At 41.7% G+C, this 18931-nt stretch carries 18 protein-coding genes; all 18 read left to right on the forward strand.

What is annotated here, in order from left to right; all coding sequences use genetic code 11:
- Positions 1 to 7 precede the first annotated feature (7 nt).
- The 18 genes from ACHUFA_RS01465 to ACHUFA_RS01550 all read left to right on the forward strand — a co-directional run bounded on the left by ACHUFA_RS01465 (position 8) and on the right by ACHUFA_RS01550 (position 18891).
- The gene (locus ACHUFA_RS01465) at positions 8 to 763 is read left to right on the forward strand and encodes an ABC transporter permease (RefSeq protein ID WP_394404702.1); all 756 of its coding nucleotides are present in this window, start codon (positions 8 to 10) and stop codon (positions 761 to 763) included.
- Complete coding sequence (locus tag ACHUFA_RS01470) at positions 756 to 1493, forward strand: ABC transporter permease (protein WP_222346918.1); 738 nt, start codon at positions 756 to 758, stop codon at positions 1491 to 1493. The genes ACHUFA_RS01465 and ACHUFA_RS01470 overlap by 8 nt, the downstream gene beginning before the upstream one ends.
- Before the next feature lie 52 nt (positions 1494 to 1545).
- Positions 1546 to 2397, forward strand: a complete 852-nt coding sequence (locus tag ACHUFA_RS01475) for a bifunctional methylenetetrahydrofolate dehydrogenase/methenyltetrahydrofolate cyclohydrolase (RefSeq protein WP_394404703.1) — start codon at positions 1546 to 1548, stop codon at positions 2395 to 2397.
- A gap of 193 nt (positions 2398 to 2590) precedes the next feature.
- Positions 2591 to 3577, forward strand: a complete 987-nt coding sequence (locus ACHUFA_RS01480; RefSeq protein ID WP_394404704.1) for a LacI family DNA-binding transcriptional regulator — start codon at positions 2591 to 2593, stop codon at positions 3575 to 3577.
- A gap of 100 nt (positions 3578 to 3677) precedes the next feature.
- Positions 3678 to 4073: an RDD family protein gene (locus ACHUFA_RS01485; RefSeq protein ID WP_222346912.1), complete on the forward strand. Its 396-nt coding sequence runs from the start codon at positions 3678 to 3680 to the stop codon at positions 4071 to 4073.
- 246 nt (positions 4074 to 4319) lie between these two features.
- Positions 4320 to 6635 carry a glycoside hydrolase family 65 protein gene (locus tag ACHUFA_RS01490; RefSeq protein WP_394404705.1) on the forward strand — a complete coding sequence of 772 codons (2316 nt, stop codon included), beginning with the start codon at positions 4320 to 4322 and terminating at the stop codon, positions 6633 to 6635.
- Positions 6636 to 6653: 18 nt separating this feature from the next.
- A complete protein-coding gene (locus ACHUFA_RS01495; RefSeq protein WP_222346908.1) occupies positions 6654 to 7913 on the forward strand; it encodes an ABC transporter substrate-binding protein in 1260 nt (419 codons plus the stop codon).
- Positions 7914 to 7980: 67 nt separating this feature from the next.
- Positions 7981 to 8904: a carbohydrate ABC transporter permease gene (locus tag ACHUFA_RS01500; protein ID WP_222346906.1), complete on the forward strand. Its 924-nt coding sequence runs from the start codon at positions 7981 to 7983 to the stop codon at positions 8902 to 8904.
- On the forward strand, positions 8876 to 9736 hold the full coding sequence (locus ACHUFA_RS01505) for a carbohydrate ABC transporter permease (protein WP_222346904.1): 861 nt from the start codon (positions 8876 to 8878) through the stop codon (positions 9734 to 9736). Before ACHUFA_RS01500 ends, ACHUFA_RS01505 begins: the two co-directional genes overlap by 29 nt.
- Before the next feature lie 8 nt (positions 9737 to 9744).
- Positions 9745 to 11733 (forward strand): glycoside hydrolase family 65 protein, encoded by a 1989-nt coding sequence (locus ACHUFA_RS01510; protein ID WP_394404706.1) that lies wholly within the window; start codon positions 9745 to 9747, stop codon positions 11731 to 11733.
- A complete protein-coding gene (gene pgmB / locus ACHUFA_RS01515; RefSeq protein ID WP_394404707.1) occupies positions 11726 to 12385 on the forward strand; it encodes a beta-phosphoglucomutase in 660 nt (219 codons plus the stop codon). The genes ACHUFA_RS01510 and pgmB overlap by 8 nt, the downstream gene beginning before the upstream one ends.
- 349 nt (positions 12386 to 12734) lie before the next feature.
- Complete coding sequence (xseA, locus tag ACHUFA_RS01520) at positions 12735 to 14084, forward strand: exodeoxyribonuclease VII large subunit (RefSeq protein WP_394404708.1); 1350 nt, start codon at positions 12735 to 12737, stop codon at positions 14082 to 14084.
- Positions 14059 to 14277 (forward strand): exodeoxyribonuclease VII small subunit, encoded by a 219-nt coding sequence (locus ACHUFA_RS01525; RefSeq protein ID WP_222346889.1) that lies wholly within the window; start codon positions 14059 to 14061, stop codon positions 14275 to 14277. The genes xseA and ACHUFA_RS01525 overlap by 26 nt, the downstream gene beginning before the upstream one ends.
- The gene (locus ACHUFA_RS01530; protein ID WP_222346887.1) at positions 14277 to 15149 is read left to right on the forward strand and encodes a polyprenyl synthetase family protein; all 873 of its coding nucleotides are present in this window, start codon (positions 14277 to 14279) and stop codon (positions 15147 to 15149) included. Before ACHUFA_RS01525 ends, ACHUFA_RS01530 begins: the two co-directional genes overlap by 1 nt.
- A complete protein-coding gene (locus ACHUFA_RS01535) occupies positions 15142 to 15969 on the forward strand; it encodes a TlyA family RNA methyltransferase (protein ID WP_222346885.1) in 828 nt (275 codons plus the stop codon). Before ACHUFA_RS01530 ends, ACHUFA_RS01535 begins: the two co-directional genes overlap by 8 nt.
- Positions 15956 to 16378, forward strand: coding sequence for an arginine repressor (locus tag ACHUFA_RS01540; protein WP_222346883.1), 423 nt, complete (start codon positions 15956 to 15958; stop codon positions 16376 to 16378). The genes ACHUFA_RS01535 and ACHUFA_RS01540 overlap by 14 nt, the downstream gene beginning before the upstream one ends.
- A 3-nt stretch (positions 16379 to 16381) precedes the next feature.
- Entirely contained in the window at positions 16382 to 18037 is a 1656-nt protein-coding gene (gene recN, locus ACHUFA_RS01545) for a DNA repair protein RecN (protein WP_394404709.1), read from the forward strand.
- Positions 18038 to 18228: 191 nt separating this feature from the next.
- Positions 18229 to 18891 carry an HD domain-containing protein gene (locus tag ACHUFA_RS01550; protein ID WP_394404710.1) on the forward strand — a complete coding sequence of 221 codons (663 nt, stop codon included), beginning with the start codon at positions 18229 to 18231 and terminating at the stop codon, positions 18889 to 18891.
- The last annotated feature ends 40 nt before the right edge of the window (positions 18892 to 18931 follow it).

Genomic DNA, 18931 nt, shown 5'->3' on the forward strand with positions numbered 1-18931 from the left:
AGGGGATATGAAATTAAGTCAGATTGAAAAAAGCAAATACAAAGGAAAACATCTGTTTTTATTGCTTGCTTTATTTGCTTTTTTGGAATTCTTACTGTGTGGTGTTCAACTTTTTTCACGACAAGGCAATCAGGTCGCTCCGGAACAAGCTATTTTGTTGACAGTAGACGCAGCTAGTCTTTATCATGTCATTTTGCTACCGATTTTTTTAGCTAGTTTAGCCAGTATGAGCATTCAGTTAGAAAACCGTCATCAGATGTGGAAGATGCTGCAAGTGACAGGATTGCGATTTTCTACCATTATTGCAACAAAATTTGCCTATATTTTTGGAAAAGTTTGTCTCCTGCAGATTTCTAACGCCCTGTTACTCGGTCTCTTGTTGCATGTGAAAGGGTTACTCGAGGATATGCCTTGGGAGAGATTTATAGGAGTCCAGTTGGGGACACTTTTGGTTTCAATGGCAGTATTGATGATGCATTTTTTCTTTTCGCTCTACTTCAGTAATCAACTGATTAGTCTATCGATTGCGCTGATTGGGTCTTTGGTGAGTATTATTTTACTGTTTGTACCAGCAGGACTTTACCATTTTAGTCCTTATTCTTGGTATGGTTTACTGATGAATTTGAATCCTAATAGGGTGGGTGGGCACTTTGTTTATCAACTTCGCGAAGTTTCACTCTATCCCTATTTGGCAAGCTTAGCCTTGTTGGTAGTATTTGCTATGTTGATTGTAAAAGGAAAGAAAGGAAATGAATATGTCTAGTCTCTCTCTCGAACTGATGAAACTACGCCGTTCTAAACTATGGCTTCCCATCTTGCTCTTACCTCTCTTATCAATGCTATTTGGAACAGCAAATTATCTAGGAAATCGCCAGGTATTGACACATCAATGGCTGAGTCTTTTTACACAGGTTTATTTATTTTATGGTATGTTCTTTTTTCCGGCCTTGGTTGGTTTGGTCCTAGCCTTTATTTGGCACAATGAACACCGAAAAAATGGCTTGAAACTCATGCTCTTATCTACTTACTCTCACGGGAAAATGATTGGGACGAAAATGCTAGTAGCGACTGGTCTTGTTTTTGTGGCACAATTACTTCTCTTTGCTTGTTATAGTATTGTGGGACTCGTATTAAAATTTGATAGTACGTATCCGATCTCTCTACTTAGCATTGCCTTGCTAACGACACTATTTATCCTGCCACTTATCAGTTTGCAGTCGTATTTGTCCCTGAGAATTCATTCCTTTGCAGCTCCTAGTTTTGTAGCCTTATTTTTAGGATTTATCGGGATAATGGCTGTTGGACAGAGTCAGTTTCCTGCACTAGCTTATTTGTTTAGCTTTTCAAAATTCGTTTTATTGTTAAATAATGCTGCTTCTGGCTCGATGTTACTTTCATGGATTGAAATTAGCAAATATATCCTAGTTTCTTCCCTCCTAACATTCGTTTTTTACCTTTTTCAGCTCACTTATTTGAAAAAAATGAGCAGATAGTGTGGATTTGCCTTTGTTTTTGGTACAATAGAAAGAAAAAGGTGAGGTGGATATGGTTCTTATTGATGGGAAAGCTTTGGCGGCTAAAATGCAGGCTGACTTGGCAGAAAAAACAGCAAGATTAGAGGCGGAAACAGGTCAGGTTCCAGGTTTGGTGGTTATCTTGGTGGGGGAAAATCCAGCCAGCCAAGTTTATGTGCGTAACAAGGAACGATCAGCCTTGGCAGCAGGATTCCGTAGCCAAGTTGTGCGTGTAGCAGAAAGCATTTCGGAAGCCGAATTATTGGATATGATTGCCAACTACAATGCGGACGATAGCTGGCATGGGATTTTGGTGCAACTACCTCTTCCAACTCACATTGATGAGGAAAAAGTGCTCCTTGCTATTGCGCCAGAAAAGGATGTGGACGGTTTCCACCCGATGAATATGGGGAAACTGTGGTCTGGTCATGCTGTCATGATTCCTTCAACACCAGCTGGTATCATGGAAATGTTCAAGGAATACAAGATTGATCTTGCAGGTAAGAAGGCCGTGGTAATTGGTCGCTCGAACATTGTCGGAAAACCCATGGCTCAGCTTCTGATGGATGCTAATGCAACAGTGACCATTGCCCATTCGCGTACTGAACATCTAGCTGAAGTCGCTCGCCAAGCGGATATTCTGGTGGTAGCGATTGGTCGTGCAAAATTTGTCACCAAAGAATTTGTCAAAGAAGGTGCAGTTGTCATTGACGTAGGCATGAACCGCGATGAAAATGGCAAACTTTGTGGAGATGTGGATTTTGCGGATATAGAAGCACATGCTAGTTACATTACCCCAGTACCTGGCGGTGTAGGGCCTATGACCATTACTATGCTCATGGAACAAACTTTCCGTGCTTGTGAGTCGAGCTTAAAAAAATAAATCAGCCTCAAGACCGATGAAAAATTTATTTGTAGAGGTTATACTAATATCAATCCTAAATATTTTTCATAATCTCCTTGAAGACATCGTTGTGAAACGGTGTTTTCTTTTTGGAAAAAGCAAAATGTTTCTAGACACATGAAAACGTTTGTAGTAAAATGTGTAAAAAGAAAAAATGGGAGGGAAGCTTTTTATGGCATTAGGAAAAAATGCAACGATAAAAGATGTCGCCAAAGAAGCAGGCGTATCTGTCAGCGCAGTCTCAAAGGTTTTTAATAACTATGGGGATATTGGCGAAGAAACGAGACAAAAAGTCTTAGATGCTGCTAAAAAGTTAGAATATATACCCAACCAAGCTGCGAGAAAGTTATCCAGTAAGCATAAAAAAATTATTGCCTTGATTCTGAGTGAGTTGAAGGTGGAAAAAGGGGTGACTATGCCCTTTGAGATTTTGAGTGGTGTTAGCCATTATCTGGACGAGACAGATTATGAGTTTGTATTTTATGGAACGACGACTAAAAAGCAAAAGGAAAAGTCTCTTAAACAGTTCTGTGCAGAACATAGTATTTCTGGCCTTTTAATTCAAGGACTGAAGACAACTGATCCTTATTATCAAGAATTAGCAACCTTTACCTTACCAACTGTAGCCATTGATCTTCAAGTAGGAAATGGTGGCATTTCGACCATTTCTATTGACAATGAACAAGCTGCAGCAGAGGTGACGGAACGATTGATGCAGGCGGGGCATGAGAATATTCTTTTTTTGAATGGAACCAAACAGGATGAAGTATCACAGAAACGGGAAGCTGGCTATCGTTCGAAAGTAAGAAATCCCCAAGTTGTTTATGCACATTTCTCAGAGGAGGAGGCCTTCCAATATATCTGCCAAATGGAGGATGTGGCAAACGTTGATGCTATTTTTGCTGCGAGTGACTTAATGGCAATTGGTGTGCTGAAAGCCTTACGGCAAAGAAATTTAGAAATTTCACCAGCTGTGGTTGGTTTTGATGATATGGTCTTGGCAAGCTATGTTACTCCGAGTTTGACAACGGTTCGGCAGGATATCGAACGGATGTCTCGTCAGGCAGTCAAAGATTTGTTGCATCAGATTGAAGAGGATGAGGTCACTCATCGCTTACTCCCTTATGAAATCATAGTACGTGAGAGCGCAAAAATTTAAGTAGTGTAAGAAATTTATTTTTCTTGCGCTTTTTTTCTTGACAAATGAATGCGCTTGCAGTAAAATACAGTTAACTAAAACGTTTTAGAAAGGTTTCGAAATGAAAAAACTCTTATTTCTACAACGAATTTTAGCTAGTCTGATTGATATGATGATAATCTATTTGCCATTTGAGTTTTTGCTGGTCATTTTATTTCAAGGTAAAAATGCAAGTGAGGTTTGGTTGGTTCATATCCTCTTCGTCCTTTACAATACCTTAGCATGCCTTTATTTTGAAGGGCAGACTTTGGGAAAATATTTTGCAGGTCTGGCGGTGACACCAGTGACTAAGTCAGCAGCTGAGATGGGACAGCGAGAAGCAGCAAAACTGCTTTATCTGATTCCCTATGGTGGTCTTGCCTTTATGCTGATTTCAGTCCTTGTTTATGTTCGTCAGGGAAAGTTTTTGCATGATGTGATTGGGAAAAGTGAGGTGATTGTTCTTGGAAAGCATTAAGACAGTTCCTTTACTCCTATCCTTTCTAGCCATTATCGTCATTGTTCGAATGATTGCTTGGTATTGTAGAGATGAATATGGTATTAAAAAACCTTTCCTGCTATATGGTGTGATAGGTGGTAGCTTTTGTATCACTAGTTTGTTTTTCCAGCTTCCATTTTTCTTGGCACTGGGATTGTTTCTCTTTGGTTTTATTGTGCTAATCTTTAGAAATCAATATTATTTTGATAAGGAGTAGAAAAAAGAATGTCAACCTTAATGCACTACAGTCCAGATAATCTCTGGCAAATTCAACAACGAGGATTCAATGAAAATTTCCTTGGAAAGACAGAAAGTATCATGGTCCTCGGAAATGGCTATCTGGCTGCTCGTAGTAGCGAAGAAGAGTCTTACGTTGGTGAAGTCCGCGATACCTTCGTAGCTGGTACTTTTAATGCTTTCGATGAAAATGAAGTGACGGAATTACCAAATGTACCAGATATGTTGGGGATGAATTTCTTATTAAATGGACAAAAATTATCCCTGATCCAAGGTCAAGTGAGTGACTATGTTAAAACACTGAACTTAAAAACGGGCGAATTGACACGTCAGTTTATCTGGGAAAAAGAAGATGTTAAAGTCAAATTTACCTTCCGTCGATTTGTTTCAAAAGCTCGTCGTCATTTCTTTGCTAGCCAAGTGACCTTAGAAAACTTGACAGATAAGGAATTGAAGGTCAAAGTCCGATCAGGAATCAACGGTCAGCTATCAAACGAAGGAAGCCAACATTTTACTGATGGTGAAAAAGGTTTGATGGAAGGGCGTTACATCCAAATGATGCCTGTGACCACACAAAGCAAGATTCAATTTGTCCAGACAGCTGAACATAAGTTTGCAGGTGTAGAGTTGACAGAGTTTCGCCCTGAGACAACTCGTCGTGGTTTCATGATGAATTACGCATTTAGCTTAGCAGGACAAATAGCAACGAGCTTTGAAAAACGTTCTTCTATTTATACATCCATTGACAATGACTTAGAAAATACAGAAGTGGCGGCTATTCGTCAGCTTGCGGTTGCTGAATTGACAGACTTGGAAGCTTTGACATTTGAACAACTTTTAGAAGAATCTGCGCAAGAATGGCAGAAAATCTGGGACAAGCATCCAATCACTATTGAAAGTTCAGATTACCGTGACCAGTTGGCGATTCGATTTGCCCAATACCACTTGCATGTCATGACTCCAGCCCACGATGAACGCATGAATATCGGTGCCAAAGGCATGTCAGGTGAAGGCTACAAAGGACATACTTTCTGGGATACAGAAATCTTCATGTTGCCATATTTCAGCTTTACTCACCCTGAAATTGCTAAGAAATTGGTGACCTACCGCTACCTTGGTCTTGATGGAGCTCACAAAAAAGCAGAAAGCAATGGTTATGTCGGTGCCCAATATCCATGGGAAGCGGCTTGGCCTACAGACGGTGAAGTAACACCAGTTTGGGGAGCAGCTGATATTGTGACCGGTCAAGCAACTAAAATCTGGTCAGGCTTTATCGAACAACATATCACTTCAGACGTGGCTTTTGGTGTCAAGCAATACTTGGATGTAACAGGAGACCAAGAATTCGCCGACGAAAAAGGATATGAAATTCTTGTGGATACTGCAAAATTCTGGGCTAGTCGCTTGGAGTACAATGCAGAGCAGGACTACTACGAAATTCGCGATGTAATCGGTCCAGATGAGTATAAGGAACACGTTAACAACAATAGCTATACCAACTATACTGCCCACTGGAATATGGTCTATGTAACCAATTTGATTGAAGAATTGGCAACAAGCAAACCAGCCGTTTATGCGAAATTAGCAGAGAAATTTGATTTGCCTGAATTGGTAGCAACTTTGAAAGAAAAATCAGCGAAGATTCTCTTGCCACAGCCAACTGAAGAAGGCATTATTCCTCAGGATGATAGCTATTTGAGTAAGGCGCTACTTGACTTGACCAAGTACAAGGAAGCTGACGGCGTTGACTCACTCTTCCATGATTACAACTTGGAACAAGTCAACCAGATGCAAATCACCAAACAAGCAGATGTACTCTTGTTGCTCCTCTTGTTCGAAGGACTCTTTGAAAAAGAACTCAAAGAGAAAAACTTTGATTACTACGAACCAAAAACAACACACGATAGTTCACTCAGCCTTTCCACTCACGCAATCTTGTCAGCTGACCTTGGGAAACTAGATAAGTCTTATGATTTCTTCAAACAAGCCAGCAATATTGACATGGGTGAGTACATGAAGTCATCAGACCCAGGTATTCACGCTGCTAGTCTCGGTGGAATTTGGCAAATGGTTGTCTTTGGTTATGGTGGTGTTCGTATCGTCAATGGTCAATTGCGCATCGAACCTCACTTGCCAGCAGAATGGACTAGTTTGACATTTGGCTTTGACTATCAAGGTCAAGAAATAACAGTTAAAGTAGACCAAGAAAAAGTTATCTTGACAAAAGGTCAAGGCCCAGCCGTAGAATTCCTTTCAAAAGGTCAAGTCTACCAATTTACAGATTCGTTAATCATTAATTTATAAAATCTAGGAGGATTTTTTATGAAAACTTGGAAAAAAGTCGTAACTGCAGGTGCAGTAGTATTGACAGCAGCAACTTTGGTAGCTTGTTCATCAGGCTCATCAAAATCTTCAGACGACAAAACATTGACAATTGGCTACTGGAAAGGTAGTGATACTGAAAATGCGGCTCTTAACAAATTGATCAAGCAATTTGAAAAAGACAATGGTGTGAAAATTGAGTCAAAAGTCTACACAGATATCACAACTCAATTGCCAACTGACCTTGCGGGTGGTACAGCCCCAGACGTATTCTACATCGACTCAAGCTTCTACCCATACTTGCAAAAAGAAGGTGTCTTGAATGACCTTTCAAAAGTCATCAATAAAGATGATTTTTACTCAACAATCGCAAAAGCCTTTGAAACAGATGGTAAAATCTATGCAGCTCCAAAAGACGTATCGACTTTGGCACTCTATGTCAACAAAGATATCTTTGAAAAAGCTGGCTTGAACGTGGCAGATGTACCAACATCATACGAAGATTTCGTGAAATGGGCTCCAGCAGCACAAGCGAAAATTGATGCAGCTTATGGTGCAGGCAATGTTTACCTTATGAACTTCAATGCTGACTTGGCTCGTAACTGGCAATTCATCGTTGCTGACGGACAAGAACCAATCGCAGAAGATGGTACAATCAACGTTTCAAATGAAAAAATTGCTAAGAACTTGAAGATTGCTCTTGACCTCTACAATACTGGTGCAGTTGTAACACCTCAACAAATTGGTGCCGGCGATGAAGGTGCTGGTTTTGGTACTGGTAAATTCGCCCTTGCCCTCTCTGGAAACTGGAACTACAAAGTTTTCCAAGAACAATACAAAGACTTGAACTTTGACATTATTCCAAACATGAGCTTCCTTGGCGAACAAAAAACAATGGAATTCACAGTTGGTTGGGGTGAGTACAAAGATACAGATTCTAAAAAATTGGCTGACAAATGGATCCAATTCGTATCTGGTAAAGAAGGTATGTCTATTTGGACAGAAGGAGTTGGTACCCTTGCGACTCGTCCAGACGTAGCAGATGGTTCAAAATTCCTGGCTGACAACCCACGCCTCCAAGTTCACCAGGATGCGATTGAGTATGCTATTGCATGGCAAGATGGCACAAACTTGACAACTCTTGTTGGTTCATATGGGAACTTCATCTCAGATGCTTTCAAGAAAGGGGCTACTGAAGCTGATTTGGCAAAAGCGTTGAAACAAATTGATGAAGATGCCAACAGCAAAATTAGCAAATAAGTCAATCTAAAAGAAGAGGGTGGCAAGCTCCACCTTCTCTTTTTACATCAGGCATTTTTGGAGAATTATGATGACACCAGTAAAACCAAAGTCAACTAAAAGACAATTAGAAGAGATGATTCAAGGATATAGTTTCCTAGCCCCAGCCCTTCTTGTGATTTTTGTCTTTTTCATCCTATCCATTCTCTTTGCGATTTATCTGACATTTCACAATGTAAATTTAATTGCTCACACCTATGAATGGAATAATTTTAAAAATTTTCACAATCTCTTAAGTGATAAACAATTAATTCGTGCCTTGCAAAATACAGGTTTCTTTGCCTTGATTGTGGTACCAGCTCAGACCATTATTGCTCTTGTGATGGCTTATGTGTTAGCCAATCGTGACGTTAAAGGGAAAAAGCTATTCCGTTTGATTTATTTCTTACCTACTTTGACCAGTTCAGCAGCCTTGACCTTGATTTTTATGTTCATTTTTAACCAAAATGGACCAATTAACCAAATGTTGCTCAACCTCCATTTCATCGAGCAACCGATTAACTTTATCAATGATACCAACTGGACTTTGAAAGTGATCATGGTCATGAATATCTGGTCAACAGTTCCCTACTTTATGACCATTTATCTGGCTTCATTGGTGGATTTACCTTATTCACTTTATGAAGCAGCTGAGATTGATGGAGCTAATGCTTTTGAAAAATTGCGCTATATCACAATTCCTTATCTTCGACCAATTACAACCTATGTACTCTTGTCAGGGATTATCGGAACCTTCCAAATGTTTGACCAGTCTTACATTTTCTCAGGTGGTACGGGTGGTCCAGCCAACTCTACTTTGACGGTATCGCTTTTGATTTACCAATATGCCTTTGGTCAAAATAATCAAATGGGTTATGCGGCAGTTCTGGCGCTCTTGTTAGCAGTGATAATCTTTATCGTGACACGAATTGCTGAAAAATTAAATGGAGGTAACGGTCTTGAAAACAACTAAAAAATCACAAGCACTGAAAGTCCTTCTGTATATTATCTTGATAGGCTACGCTTTTATTACCTTCTATCCATTTATGTGGGCAGTTTCGGCGTCTTTCAAACCTCTTTCTGAGATTACAAGCGGAAGCCTGTCCATCATTTCAAAAAACTTCACGACAGAACAGTACCAGTATCTTTTCAGTCCAGAGTCAGGCTCTATGTTTGTACAATGGTTTATTAACTCAGTCATCATTTCAACCATTGGTACAGCCATTAACCTTTTCCTGAATACCATGGCTGGTTATAGTCTCGCTCGTCTCCACTATCCTGGTCGTTCTAAGATTTACTACGGCATCTTGGCCATGATGATGGTGCCGACTCAAGTTCTTTTGATTCCCAACTATTTGATTATCACAAAATTAGGACTCTTGGATAGCTATTGGGCACTCATTCTCCCAGCGGCAGTCAATATCGGAAATATTTTTATGATGCGCCAATTCTTCCTCAGTTTCCCAACTGATGTAGAAGAAGCTGCACGGATTGATGGCTTAAGCCGTACAGGAACTTTCTTCCGGATTGTTATGCCCTTGGCAAAACCGTCTATCGCGACGCAGGCAGTCTTTGTTTTCATGGCTTTTTGGAATAACTTCATGTCTCCAATGCTTTACTTGAAAACGCAAAATAAATTTACCTTGACAGTTGGTTTGCAGATGTTGCAAAAAGCTGACCAAGGTGGTCAAATGTGGAACCGTGTGATGGCGGCGTCAGTTTTGACCATTATTCCAATCATTATTCTCTACATCATTTTCAACCGTTACTTCCTGCAAGGTGTACGGATGGACGGTGAGAAATAGGAGTGTTTATGCAAGATTTTATTCTTACTTTAGTCGATTTACCAACCAAGGCTGTGGGCAATATGGAGACACTTTTTGCCCAAGCCAATGGTTTTATAGGAGTACGTGCTAGCTATCCGTTTGTGACAGAAGAGTCTACACCAGGCTCTTTCGTCAATGGTTTTTATGAGTCTCATGACATTATCTACGGAGAAAATGCTTACGGCTACGCTAAAGAACATGAAACCATGGTCAAACTATTTGATTTCCGTTCTTTGGATGTCCAGGTTGATGGTCAAGTTTTTGATAGATTGGTTTCTGAAAAACGGGAACTCAATATGGCGCAAGGGATTTTGCAAGAATCTTTTGTCTATGAAAATGCGACCGGTCAACAGCTACAGATTGACTTAGAAAGTTTTACCAGCCATGCTGAACGCGATACATATGCGCAAAGATGGACGCTGACAGCGCTGAATTTCTCAGGTCAAGTTTCTTTGAAAAAAGCTGCGCATCATATTGCCGCTAAGTCTGATGAAGATTTTGATCCTCGTATTCGCGAAGCCAGTGCAGACTTGATATTTGAGGGAAATCGTCTCTTAACCCGTCATAGTGGCTTGAGTTTGTATTTTGACTTTACGAGTGTGGAACAGGTGCTTGATGTAGTTCAAGGTCAGTCTGTCACATTTGATAGTTTTTACCGTTTGTCACGCGAGAATCATTTCCAAGCGGTAGATTACGATGACTTGAAAACCCAGCAAATTGCTATTTTTGATGAATTTTGGCAGGTATCTGATATTGTTATTGAAGGAGATGAGGTGCTTCAAAAAGGCATTCGTTTCAATCTCTATCATTTATTCAACTCAGCTGGTCGTGATGGCTTGACCAATTTCGGTGCCAAAGGCTTGACGGGTGAGGGTTATGAAGGTCATTATTTCTGGGATACGGAAATGTATCTCCTACCCTTCTTCATCTTTACCCAACCAGAGATTGCCAAGAGTCTATTGACCTATCGTCTCAATAAACTCCCTCTAGCTCAAGAGCGTGCTGCTGAGTTGAACTTTAAAGGGGCTCTTTTCCCATGGCGGGGAATTTCAGGTCGTGAAACCTCAGCCTATTATCCTGCTGGAACGGCTCAATTTCATATTAATGGCGATATTGCCTATGCCTTTGCTCTTTATGAAAAAGTCACTGGAGATACAGGCTTTATCAAGGAAGCTAAGGAGCTTATCTATGAAACAGCTCGCTTCTGGCTGAGTTTCGGCTTCTTCTCCAAGCGTGGCTTTGAAATCCATGAAGTGACAGGTCCTGATGAATATACGGCTCTTGTTAATAACAACTATTACACCAACAAAATGGCTCAGCACAACCTCACTTACGCAGCACAATTAGCAGAGCGTTTTGGTGAGTATGCTCAAGAAGCAGCTGACTGGCAAAAGGCAGCTGATGACATGTATCTTGGTTTTGATGCTGAGCGGCTTTTGACCAAGCAGGATGATACATCTCTGGACAAGCAAGTCTGGGATTTTGCAGGAACTCCTGCGGAAAACTACCCGCTCTTGCTCCACTATCATCCGATTAAGATTTACAAACATCAGGTGCTCAAGCAGGCAGACACACTCTTGGCCCACATGCTCTATCCAGTCAGCTTAGAGCAACAGGAACGCGATTTTGATTACTATGAACCATTGACGACTCACGATAGCAGTCTATCTAAGGCCATTCATGGGATTATTGCTAGTCGCTTGGGACGTGATGAAGTAGCCTATAACTTCTTTGCAGATTCTGGCATTATGGACATGGCAGATGGTCAAGGAAATGCTAGTCATGGCATTCATGCGGCCAATATGGGTGGTAGCTGGTTGGGCTTGGTTTATGGATTTGCAGGCTTGCATTTTGAAAATGATCGTCCTGTTTTCCGCAATCAATTACCAGCCCACATTAAGAAGATGACCTTTAAGATAAAAGTGAAGGGTCAGCTAGAAAGTTATAGCTTGACTCAGGAGGAAAGAAATGTTTAAAGCAGTATTGTTTGACTTGGATGGTGTCATCACAGACACAGCCGAGTACCACTATTTGGCTTGGAAAGCCTTAGCTGAAGAATTAGGGATTCAAGGCGTTGACCGCAAATTTAACGAACAATTGAAAGGCGTCTCACGTGATGACTCTCTTCGCAAGATTCTGGACTTGGGAAACGTCTCTGTTTCTGAGGAAGAATTTGCTCGTCTCGCCACTCGCAAAAATGATAACTATGTAGATATGATTCAGAAGGTAACGCCAGCTGATGTCTATCCTGGAATTTTACAACTTTTGCAAGAGTTGAAAGCAGCGGACATCAAGATTGCCTTGGCTTCCGCTTCTAAGAATGGTCCCTTCCTCTTGAAACAGATGGAGTTGACAGATTATTTTGATGCTGTAGCGGATCCAGCCAAGGTTGCGGCTTCTAAGCCAGCACCAGATATTTTCCTAGCAGCAGCTGAGCAGGTTGATGTTGCCATTGAAGAAGCGATTGGGATCGAAGATGCATTTGCTGGAATCACAGCCATCAAGGCTGCGGGTGCTCTCCCTGTTGGTGTTGGTAAAGCTGAGGACCTGGGAGACGACATTGCCCTTGTCCCAGATACCAGTCAGTTGACCCTTGCCTATCTTCAAAAAATCTGGCAAGAAAAATAAAATCAGCCTCAAGACCGATGAGAAATTTATTGGCAGAGGGTATACTAATATCAATCCTAAATATTTTTCATAATCTCCTTTAGAGAGCCTGGGACAAAAGTCTCAGGTTCTCTAATTTTTATAGCTTTAACAGTTTGACGCAGTGGTTGACTGAATGTTCTCATCCCTTGCTACGCAAGCAATTTCGACCAATCTAGTCAACTGTGCGGAGGTGGGACGACAAAATCGATTTCTACAAAATCATGATTTTTGTCCCACTCTTTCTTTGTTTTTAGGCTTTAAATTTTATTGTTTTATGCAAAAAAATGGTATAATTGTATAAATTGTGTCACATGAGAGGGAGTCAAGTTTGCAACCTACAGACTATTTGTCAGTCAGCAGTTTGACAAAATATTTGAAATTAAAATTTGATCGCGACCCTTATCTAGAAAGGGTTTATTTGACAGGTCAAGTTTCTAACTTTAGAAAGCGTCCCAGTCACCAGTATTTTTCACTCAAGGATGACAAGGCTGTTATTCAAGCTACGGTCTGGGCGGGTGTTTATAAAAAGTTGGGGTTCGACCTTGAAGAAGGTATGAAGGTCAATGTTGTGGGACGCGTGCAGCTTTATGAGCCGAGCGGGTCCTATTCGATTGTCATTGAAAAGATAGAACCAGACGGGATTGGAGCGCTCGCTGTCCAGTTTGAACAATTGAAAAACGCTCTTCAAAAAGAGGGACTGTTTAATCCAGAGTTCAAGCAAGCCTTGCCTCAATTTGCTAAGAAGATTGGTGTGATCACTAGTCCGAGTGGGGCGGTTATTCAAGATATTATCACGACGGTTAGTCGTCGTTTCCCTGGCGTAGAAATCTTGCTCTTTCCGACCAAGGTGCAAGGTGAGGGGGCTGCGCAAGAAGTGGCTGCTAATATCCGAAAAGCCAATGCTCGTGAGGATTTGGATGTTCTGATTGTTGGCCGTGGTGGTGGTTCTATTGAAGACCTTTGGGCCTTCAATGAAGAAATCGTTGTGCGGGCTATTTTTGAGTCTCGGTTGCCAATTATTTCCAGTGTTGGTCACGAAACAGATACGACCTTAGCAGATTTTGTGGCAGATAGACGGGCAGCAACCCCGACAGCTGCAGCGGAGCTTGCGACGCCAGTTGCTAAGCTAGATATTCTCAACCACTTTCGCCAGCAGGAAAATCGTGCCAGCCAAGCAGTCAATAATCGTATTCTTTACCTGCGTAGCCAGCTCAATCGTCTAGGGCAGTCTGTTATTTTTCGTCAGCCAGAACGGCTTTATGACGGATATTTGCAGAAATTGGACCGCTTGACCACTAGTCTAGACAGCCAAGTACAGACTATTTTTCGTGAAAAAATGCAGAAAAGTCAGCTGTTGTCTCAAAGACTAAGTGGCTTGGATATGGGAAAGAAGGTTTCTGTTTACAAAGAGTGGGTTGGTCAGTTTGAGCGTCTGCTAAAGAGCAATATGGCCAATATCTATGACAACAAAATGGCTCGCGCTGATAAGCTCATGGAGGCCTTGGCCATGCTAGATACAACACGAATTGTGGCGCGAGGGTATGCGATTTTGGAGCAGGATGGTCGCGTACTAGATAGCGTAGAAAAAATTGAAGAAAACAAAACCTTGACCCTACGGATGCGGGATGGTCGAGTAGATACAGAGGTAAAACATGTCGAAAAACAAGCAAACATTTGAAGAGAACTTAGCAGCCTTGGAAGCCATTGTGACCAAGTTGGAGCAAGGTGATGTAGCCTTAGAAGAGGCACTTACTGCCTTTCAAGAAGGAATGAAGTTGTCCAAGGACTTGCAAAAAACGCTGAACGAAGCAGAAAAAACCTTGGTAAAAGTCATGCAAGCTGACGGTACAGAAGTGGAAATAGATGCATAATGGCTGAGTTGAAGAAGATTGATGAAGCTCTTCATCGTTACTATAGCAAGACGCACAAGACGGTTTCGTCAGACTTGATTGAGGCCATCTTGTACTCAATCAATTGTGGTGGCAAGCGGATTCGCCCGATGGTGTTGTTGGAGATGTTAGAAGGGTTTGGAATTGGCTTGACGACTAATCACTATCAGGTCGCAGCAGCGTTGGAAATGATTCACACAGGCTCGTTGATTCATGATGACCTGCCTGCCATGGACAATGATGACTACCGTCGAGGTCGTCTGACCAATCATAAGAAGTATGACGAAGCGATAGCTATTTTGGCGGGGGATTCTCTCTTTTTGGATCCTTTTGGATTGATTGCTGACGCTGATTTGCCAGCGGAGATACGAGTGAGGTTGATTTCAGAACTGTCACTTGCTTCAGGGACCTTTGGCATGGTGGGTGGACAGATGTTAGATATGCAGGGAGAAGAAAAAGACTTATCCCTAGAAGAATTGGCCCAGATTCATGCTAATAAGACTGGGAAATTGTTGGCTTTTCCATTTAAGGCGGCAGGGATTTTGGCTGAGCAGTCAGAAGAAGTTCTTACCGAGCTTCATCAGGCAGGTGAATTAGTTGGACTCGCTTTCCAAGTGCGTGATGATATCCTAGACGTGACAGCGACTTTTGAAGAAATTGGCAAGACCCCTCAGAAAGACTTGTCAGCAGAAAAGTCAACCTATCCAAGCCTGCTTGGTTTGGAAAAGTCCTATCAAGTTCTCGAGGATTCACTAAATCAAGCGCTAGCCATTTTCCAAAAACTAGAAAAAAATCAAGGGTTTGATGCAGGTCAAATAACAAAACTGATAGAAAGGTTGCGACTCAATGCCTAAAGAAAGAGTGGACGTTTTGGCCTTCAAACAAGGTCTCTTTGAAACGCGAGAACAGGCTAAACGTGGCGTCATGGCGGGGCTAGTAGTCTCCGTTCTCAATGGCGAGCGCTATGACAAGCCAGGCGAAAAGATTGACGAGGCGACGGAGCTAAAACTCAAGGGGGAAAAGCTCAAGTATGTCAGTCGTGGAGGCCTAAAACTAGAGAAGGCACTGGAAGTGTTTGGTATTTCCGTTGAAGGCAAGACTACGATTGATATCGGTGCTTCGACAGGTGGTTTTACCGATGTTATGCTGCAAAAAGGTGCCAAGCTAGTCTACGCAGTAGATGTGGGGACCAACCAACTGGTTTGGAAACTACGCCAAGATAAGCGCGTGCGCTCGATGGAACAGTACAATTTCCGTTATGCAGAGGTTGCTGATTTCACAGAAGGTCTGCCAGCATTTGCCTCAATTGATGTGAGTTTTATTTCGTTGGATTTAATTTTGCCCGCTCTGCATGGGATTCTAGCGGATGGCGGTCAAGTTGTCGCTCTTATCAAGCCCCAATTTGAAGCGGGGCGCGAGCAGATTGGTAAAAATGGAATCGTCAAAGATAAGTCAGTCCATGAAAAAGTTCTAGAAACGGTGACAAATTTTGCCGTGGATTACGGATTTACAGTTAGAGGGTTAGATTTTTCACCGATTCAAGGCGGACATGGAAACATTGAATTTTTAGCTCATTTGAAAAAATCGGCTGACGCTCAAAATGTAGTAGCCGAACACATTTCGGAAATTACAAAAAAAGCACACGAGGAATTTAAGAAAAATGAAGAAAAGTGATCGTTTACAATTGATAAAAGAATTGGTTTTGCGCTATCCAATTGACACTCAAGATGAAATCGTTGAACGTTTAAAAGAAGCGGGTGTGGTCGCTACACAAGCCACTGTTTCACGAGATATTAAAGAATTGGGCATTATCAAAGTTCCATCAGAAAATGGCTACATTTACGGCTTTTCTAAAACAAATGCTGCTAAGCTACAAACGAGCAATATTCATCACTTATCAACCATGAACAACATGATCAATTTGCGTTTGGTACCAGGAAGCACAACAGTTGTAAAACGCCAAATTTTAGAATTTTTTGCAGATGAGATTTTTAGTATCATTGCTGATGATGACTCCATCTTGTTGATTGTCAAAGATGAGGCTATTATTCCACAAATGGAACAAACCATGAAAGTCTGGTAGGGTATGCTCTTAGAAATTTCAATTAAAAATTTCGCCATTATCGAAGAGGTTCATCTGACTTTTGATAAGGGTATGACGGTGCTGACGGGAGAAACAGGTGCGGGTAAATCCATCATTATTGACGCTATGAACCTGCTCTTGGGAGCACGGGCGACAACGGATGTTGTTCGGCATGGAAAAACGAAAGCAGAGATGGAAGGGCTCTTTGCTGTTGAAGAAGGTCTGTTAACGGATTTTTTGGCAGACCAAGGGATTGAGGTGGCAGAGGAACTGATTATCCGTCGCGAAGTTTTGGCGAATGGGCGCTCCGTCAGTCGTATCAATGGTCAGTTGGTCAATCTATCTGTTCTCCGTGAAGTTGGTCAGTATTTGGTGGATATCCATGGTCAACATGATCAGGAAGAACTGATGAAAGCTCAGCACCATATTCACTTGTTGGATAGTTTTGGAGAGGCCGATTTTTGGCAGTTAAAGGCGGAGTATCAGGGCATTTTTGATCGTTATCGTACCCTTCGTAAGCAGGTGGTTGATAAGCAAAAAAATGAGCAGGAGCATAAGGCGCGGATTGAAATGCTGGAGTACCAAATGGCAGAGATTGAAGCGGCTGCTCTCCAAGCAGGTGAGGATGTTAAGTTAGAAAAAGAACGAGAAAAACTGCTCAACCATAAGCAGATTGCGGACACTCTGACAAATGCCTTTACCATGCTGGATAATGAAGATTTTTCAAGTTTATCTAATTTGGGGTCTGCCATGAATGATCTGCAAAGTCTAGAAGAATTTGACCCTACATACAAGGAATTATCAGACAGTCTGACGGAAGCTTATTATGTGGTTGAAGAAGTGACCAAGACTTTGGGTGATGTTTTGGACAATCTGGACTTTGATGGCAATCGTCTACTCCAGTTAGAAAGTCGATTAGACCTGCTCAATACCATCACTCGAAAATATGGCGGTACTGTTGACGATGTCTTGGATTATTTGGTAAAAATCACAGATGAATATAACCTCTTGACCGGCAACGATTTATCTGACGGCGATTGGGAAAGTCAACTCAAGCATGCAGAAAAAGACCTTCTGCACTTGGCTGATCAACTCAGTCAGGCTCGACATGATTTGGCAGAAAATTTGGAGGCTGAAATCCGTCAAGAATTGCAAGATCTTTACATGGAAAAGGCTCAGTTCAAGGTTAATTTTAGCAAGGGCAAGTTTAATCGCGAGGGCAATGAAACGGTGGAATTTTACATTTCTGCTAATCCGGGAGAAGATTTTAAACCACTTGTTAAGGTGGCTTCTGGTGGAGAATTGTCGCGGTTGATGTTGGCAATCAAGTCGGCCTTCGCTCGTCGCGAAGACAAGACATCTATTGTCTTTGATGAGGTAGATACAGGTGTTTCAGGACGAGTTGCCCAGGCCATTGCCCAAAAGATTTACAAGATAGGTCAACACGGTCAAGTGCTAGCTATCTCGCATTTGCCTCAGGTTATTGCCATTGCTGACTATCAATTTTTCATCGAAAAAGTGTCAGACGAGTCTTCAACTGTTTCTCGTGTTCGCTTGCTAACAAGAGAAGAACGTGTGGAAGAAATTGCCAAAATGTTGGCTGGTAGTGATGTGACAGAAGCAGCTCGTGTACAGGCAAGAGAGTTATTGAAGAAGTAGGCTGTGGCTGAGAACCTGTATCCACAGTTCAGTACTCTTATTCAGGGCTAATTTTCCCTTCACCATCGTTAGTTTTTTTCAAAATACAGTCAGTATTCTTTCAAAAAACTACCTTGATGACAAAAAAATATCTCCTGAATCAAAGCATTTCACGAGTGAATACAGATTCTTACTTTTTTGAAAGAAAAAATATGAAAAATAAAGACGATATTCTACGAGAAACTGAGATTTTTGTAGAGAGTAGATTAGCGAGCGAAGCCAGCGGTCATGACTGGTGGCATATTGTCCGCGTCAGAAATATGGCAATCCGCTTAGCAAGGGAAGAAGGAGCAGATTCCTTTATTTGTCAGTTGGCAGCCCTTTTGCATGACTTGGCAGACGAAAAGATTGCAGGGACAGAAGAGCAGGGCTTAGCGATTGTCAGACAGTGGCTGATAAACCAGGAAGCAGCTGAGGAAATCATTTCAGAGATTTTGGACATTATTCAAAAAATGTCTTTTAAAGGAGGCACGCAGTTAGATGCTCAGCTTTCTTTAGAAGGTCAGGTGGTGCAGGATGCGGATCGTTTAGATGCTCTTGGGGCAATCGGAATCGCGCGGACCATGGCCTATTCGGGTAACAAAAGCCGCCTTATTCACAATCCAAACCTGTCCCCGCGCCAGCAAATGACCTTGGAAGAATACCGTTCTGGCAGGGATACAGCCATCAATCATTTCTACGAGAAACTTCTTCTCCTTAAAAATTATATGAATACCGAAACGGGACAAAGACTAGCAGCTGAGCGACATGCTTTTATGGAAGCCTACCTCAAACAATTTTATGCAGAATGGGATGGCTTGGATGGGCTTTCCTAAACTATATTTGCTAGTACCTATTTTTCTAAAAATTTGGTAT

The sequence above is a fragment of the Streptococcus hepaticus genome (assembly GCF_043656315.1).
In the GTDB taxonomy this organism is placed as follows: domain Bacteria; phylum Bacillota; class Bacilli; order Lactobacillales; family Streptococcaceae; genus Streptococcus; species Streptococcus hepaticus.

What these genes read in the sequence shown, in the direction of transcription:
- ACHUFA_RS01465 (WP_394404702.1), top strand. Translation starts at nt 8, where the DNA reads ATGAAATTAAGTCAGATTGAAAAAAGCAAATACAAAGGAAAACATCTG.
- ACHUFA_RS01470 (WP_222346918.1), top strand. Translation starts at nt 756, where the DNA reads ATGTCTAGTCTCTCTCTCGAACTGATGAAACTACGCCGTTCTAAACTA.
- ACHUFA_RS01475 (WP_394404703.1), top strand. Translation starts at nt 1,546, where the DNA reads ATGGTTCTTATTGATGGGAAAGCTTTGGCGGCTAAAATGCAGGCTGAC.
- ACHUFA_RS01480 (WP_394404704.1), top strand. Translation starts at nt 2,591, where the DNA reads ATGGCATTAGGAAAAAATGCAACGATAAAAGATGTCGCCAAAGAAGCA.
- ACHUFA_RS01485 (WP_222346912.1), top strand. Translation starts at nt 3,678, where the DNA reads ATGAAAAAACTCTTATTTCTACAACGAATTTTAGCTAGTCTGATTGAT.
- ACHUFA_RS01490 (WP_394404705.1), top strand. Translation starts at nt 4,320, where the DNA reads ATGTCAACCTTAATGCACTACAGTCCAGATAATCTCTGGCAAATTCAA.
- ACHUFA_RS01495 (WP_222346908.1), top strand. Translation starts at nt 6,654, where the DNA reads ATGAAAACTTGGAAAAAAGTCGTAACTGCAGGTGCAGTAGTATTGACA.
- ACHUFA_RS01500 (WP_222346906.1), top strand. Translation starts at nt 7,981, where the DNA reads ATGATGACACCAGTAAAACCAAAGTCAACTAAAAGACAATTAGAAGAG.
- ACHUFA_RS01505 (WP_222346904.1), top strand. Translation starts at nt 8,876, where the DNA reads ATGGAGGTAACGGTCTTGAAAACAACTAAAAAATCACAAGCACTGAAA.
- ACHUFA_RS01510 (WP_394404706.1), top strand. Translation starts at nt 9,745, where the DNA reads ATGCAAGATTTTATTCTTACTTTAGTCGATTTACCAACCAAGGCTGTG.
- pgmB (WP_394404707.1), top strand. Translation starts at nt 11,726, where the DNA reads ATGTTTAAAGCAGTATTGTTTGACTTGGATGGTGTCATCACAGACACA.
- ACHUFA_RS01525 (WP_222346889.1), top strand. Translation starts at nt 14,059, where the DNA reads ATGTCGAAAAACAAGCAAACATTTGAAGAGAACTTAGCAGCCTTGGAA.
- ACHUFA_RS01530 (WP_222346887.1), top strand. Translation starts at nt 14,277, where the DNA reads ATGGCTGAGTTGAAGAAGATTGATGAAGCTCTTCATCGTTACTATAGC.
- ACHUFA_RS01535 (WP_222346885.1), top strand. Translation starts at nt 15,142, where the DNA reads ATGCCTAAAGAAAGAGTGGACGTTTTGGCCTTCAAACAAGGTCTCTTT.
- ACHUFA_RS01540 (WP_222346883.1), top strand. Translation starts at nt 15,956, where the DNA reads ATGAAGAAAAGTGATCGTTTACAATTGATAAAAGAATTGGTTTTGCGC.
- recN (WP_394404709.1), top strand. Translation starts at nt 16,382, where the DNA reads ATGCTCTTAGAAATTTCAATTAAAAATTTCGCCATTATCGAAGAGGTT.
- ACHUFA_RS01550 (WP_394404710.1), top strand. Translation starts at nt 18,229, where the DNA reads ATGAAAAATAAAGACGATATTCTACGAGAAACTGAGATTTTTGTAGAG.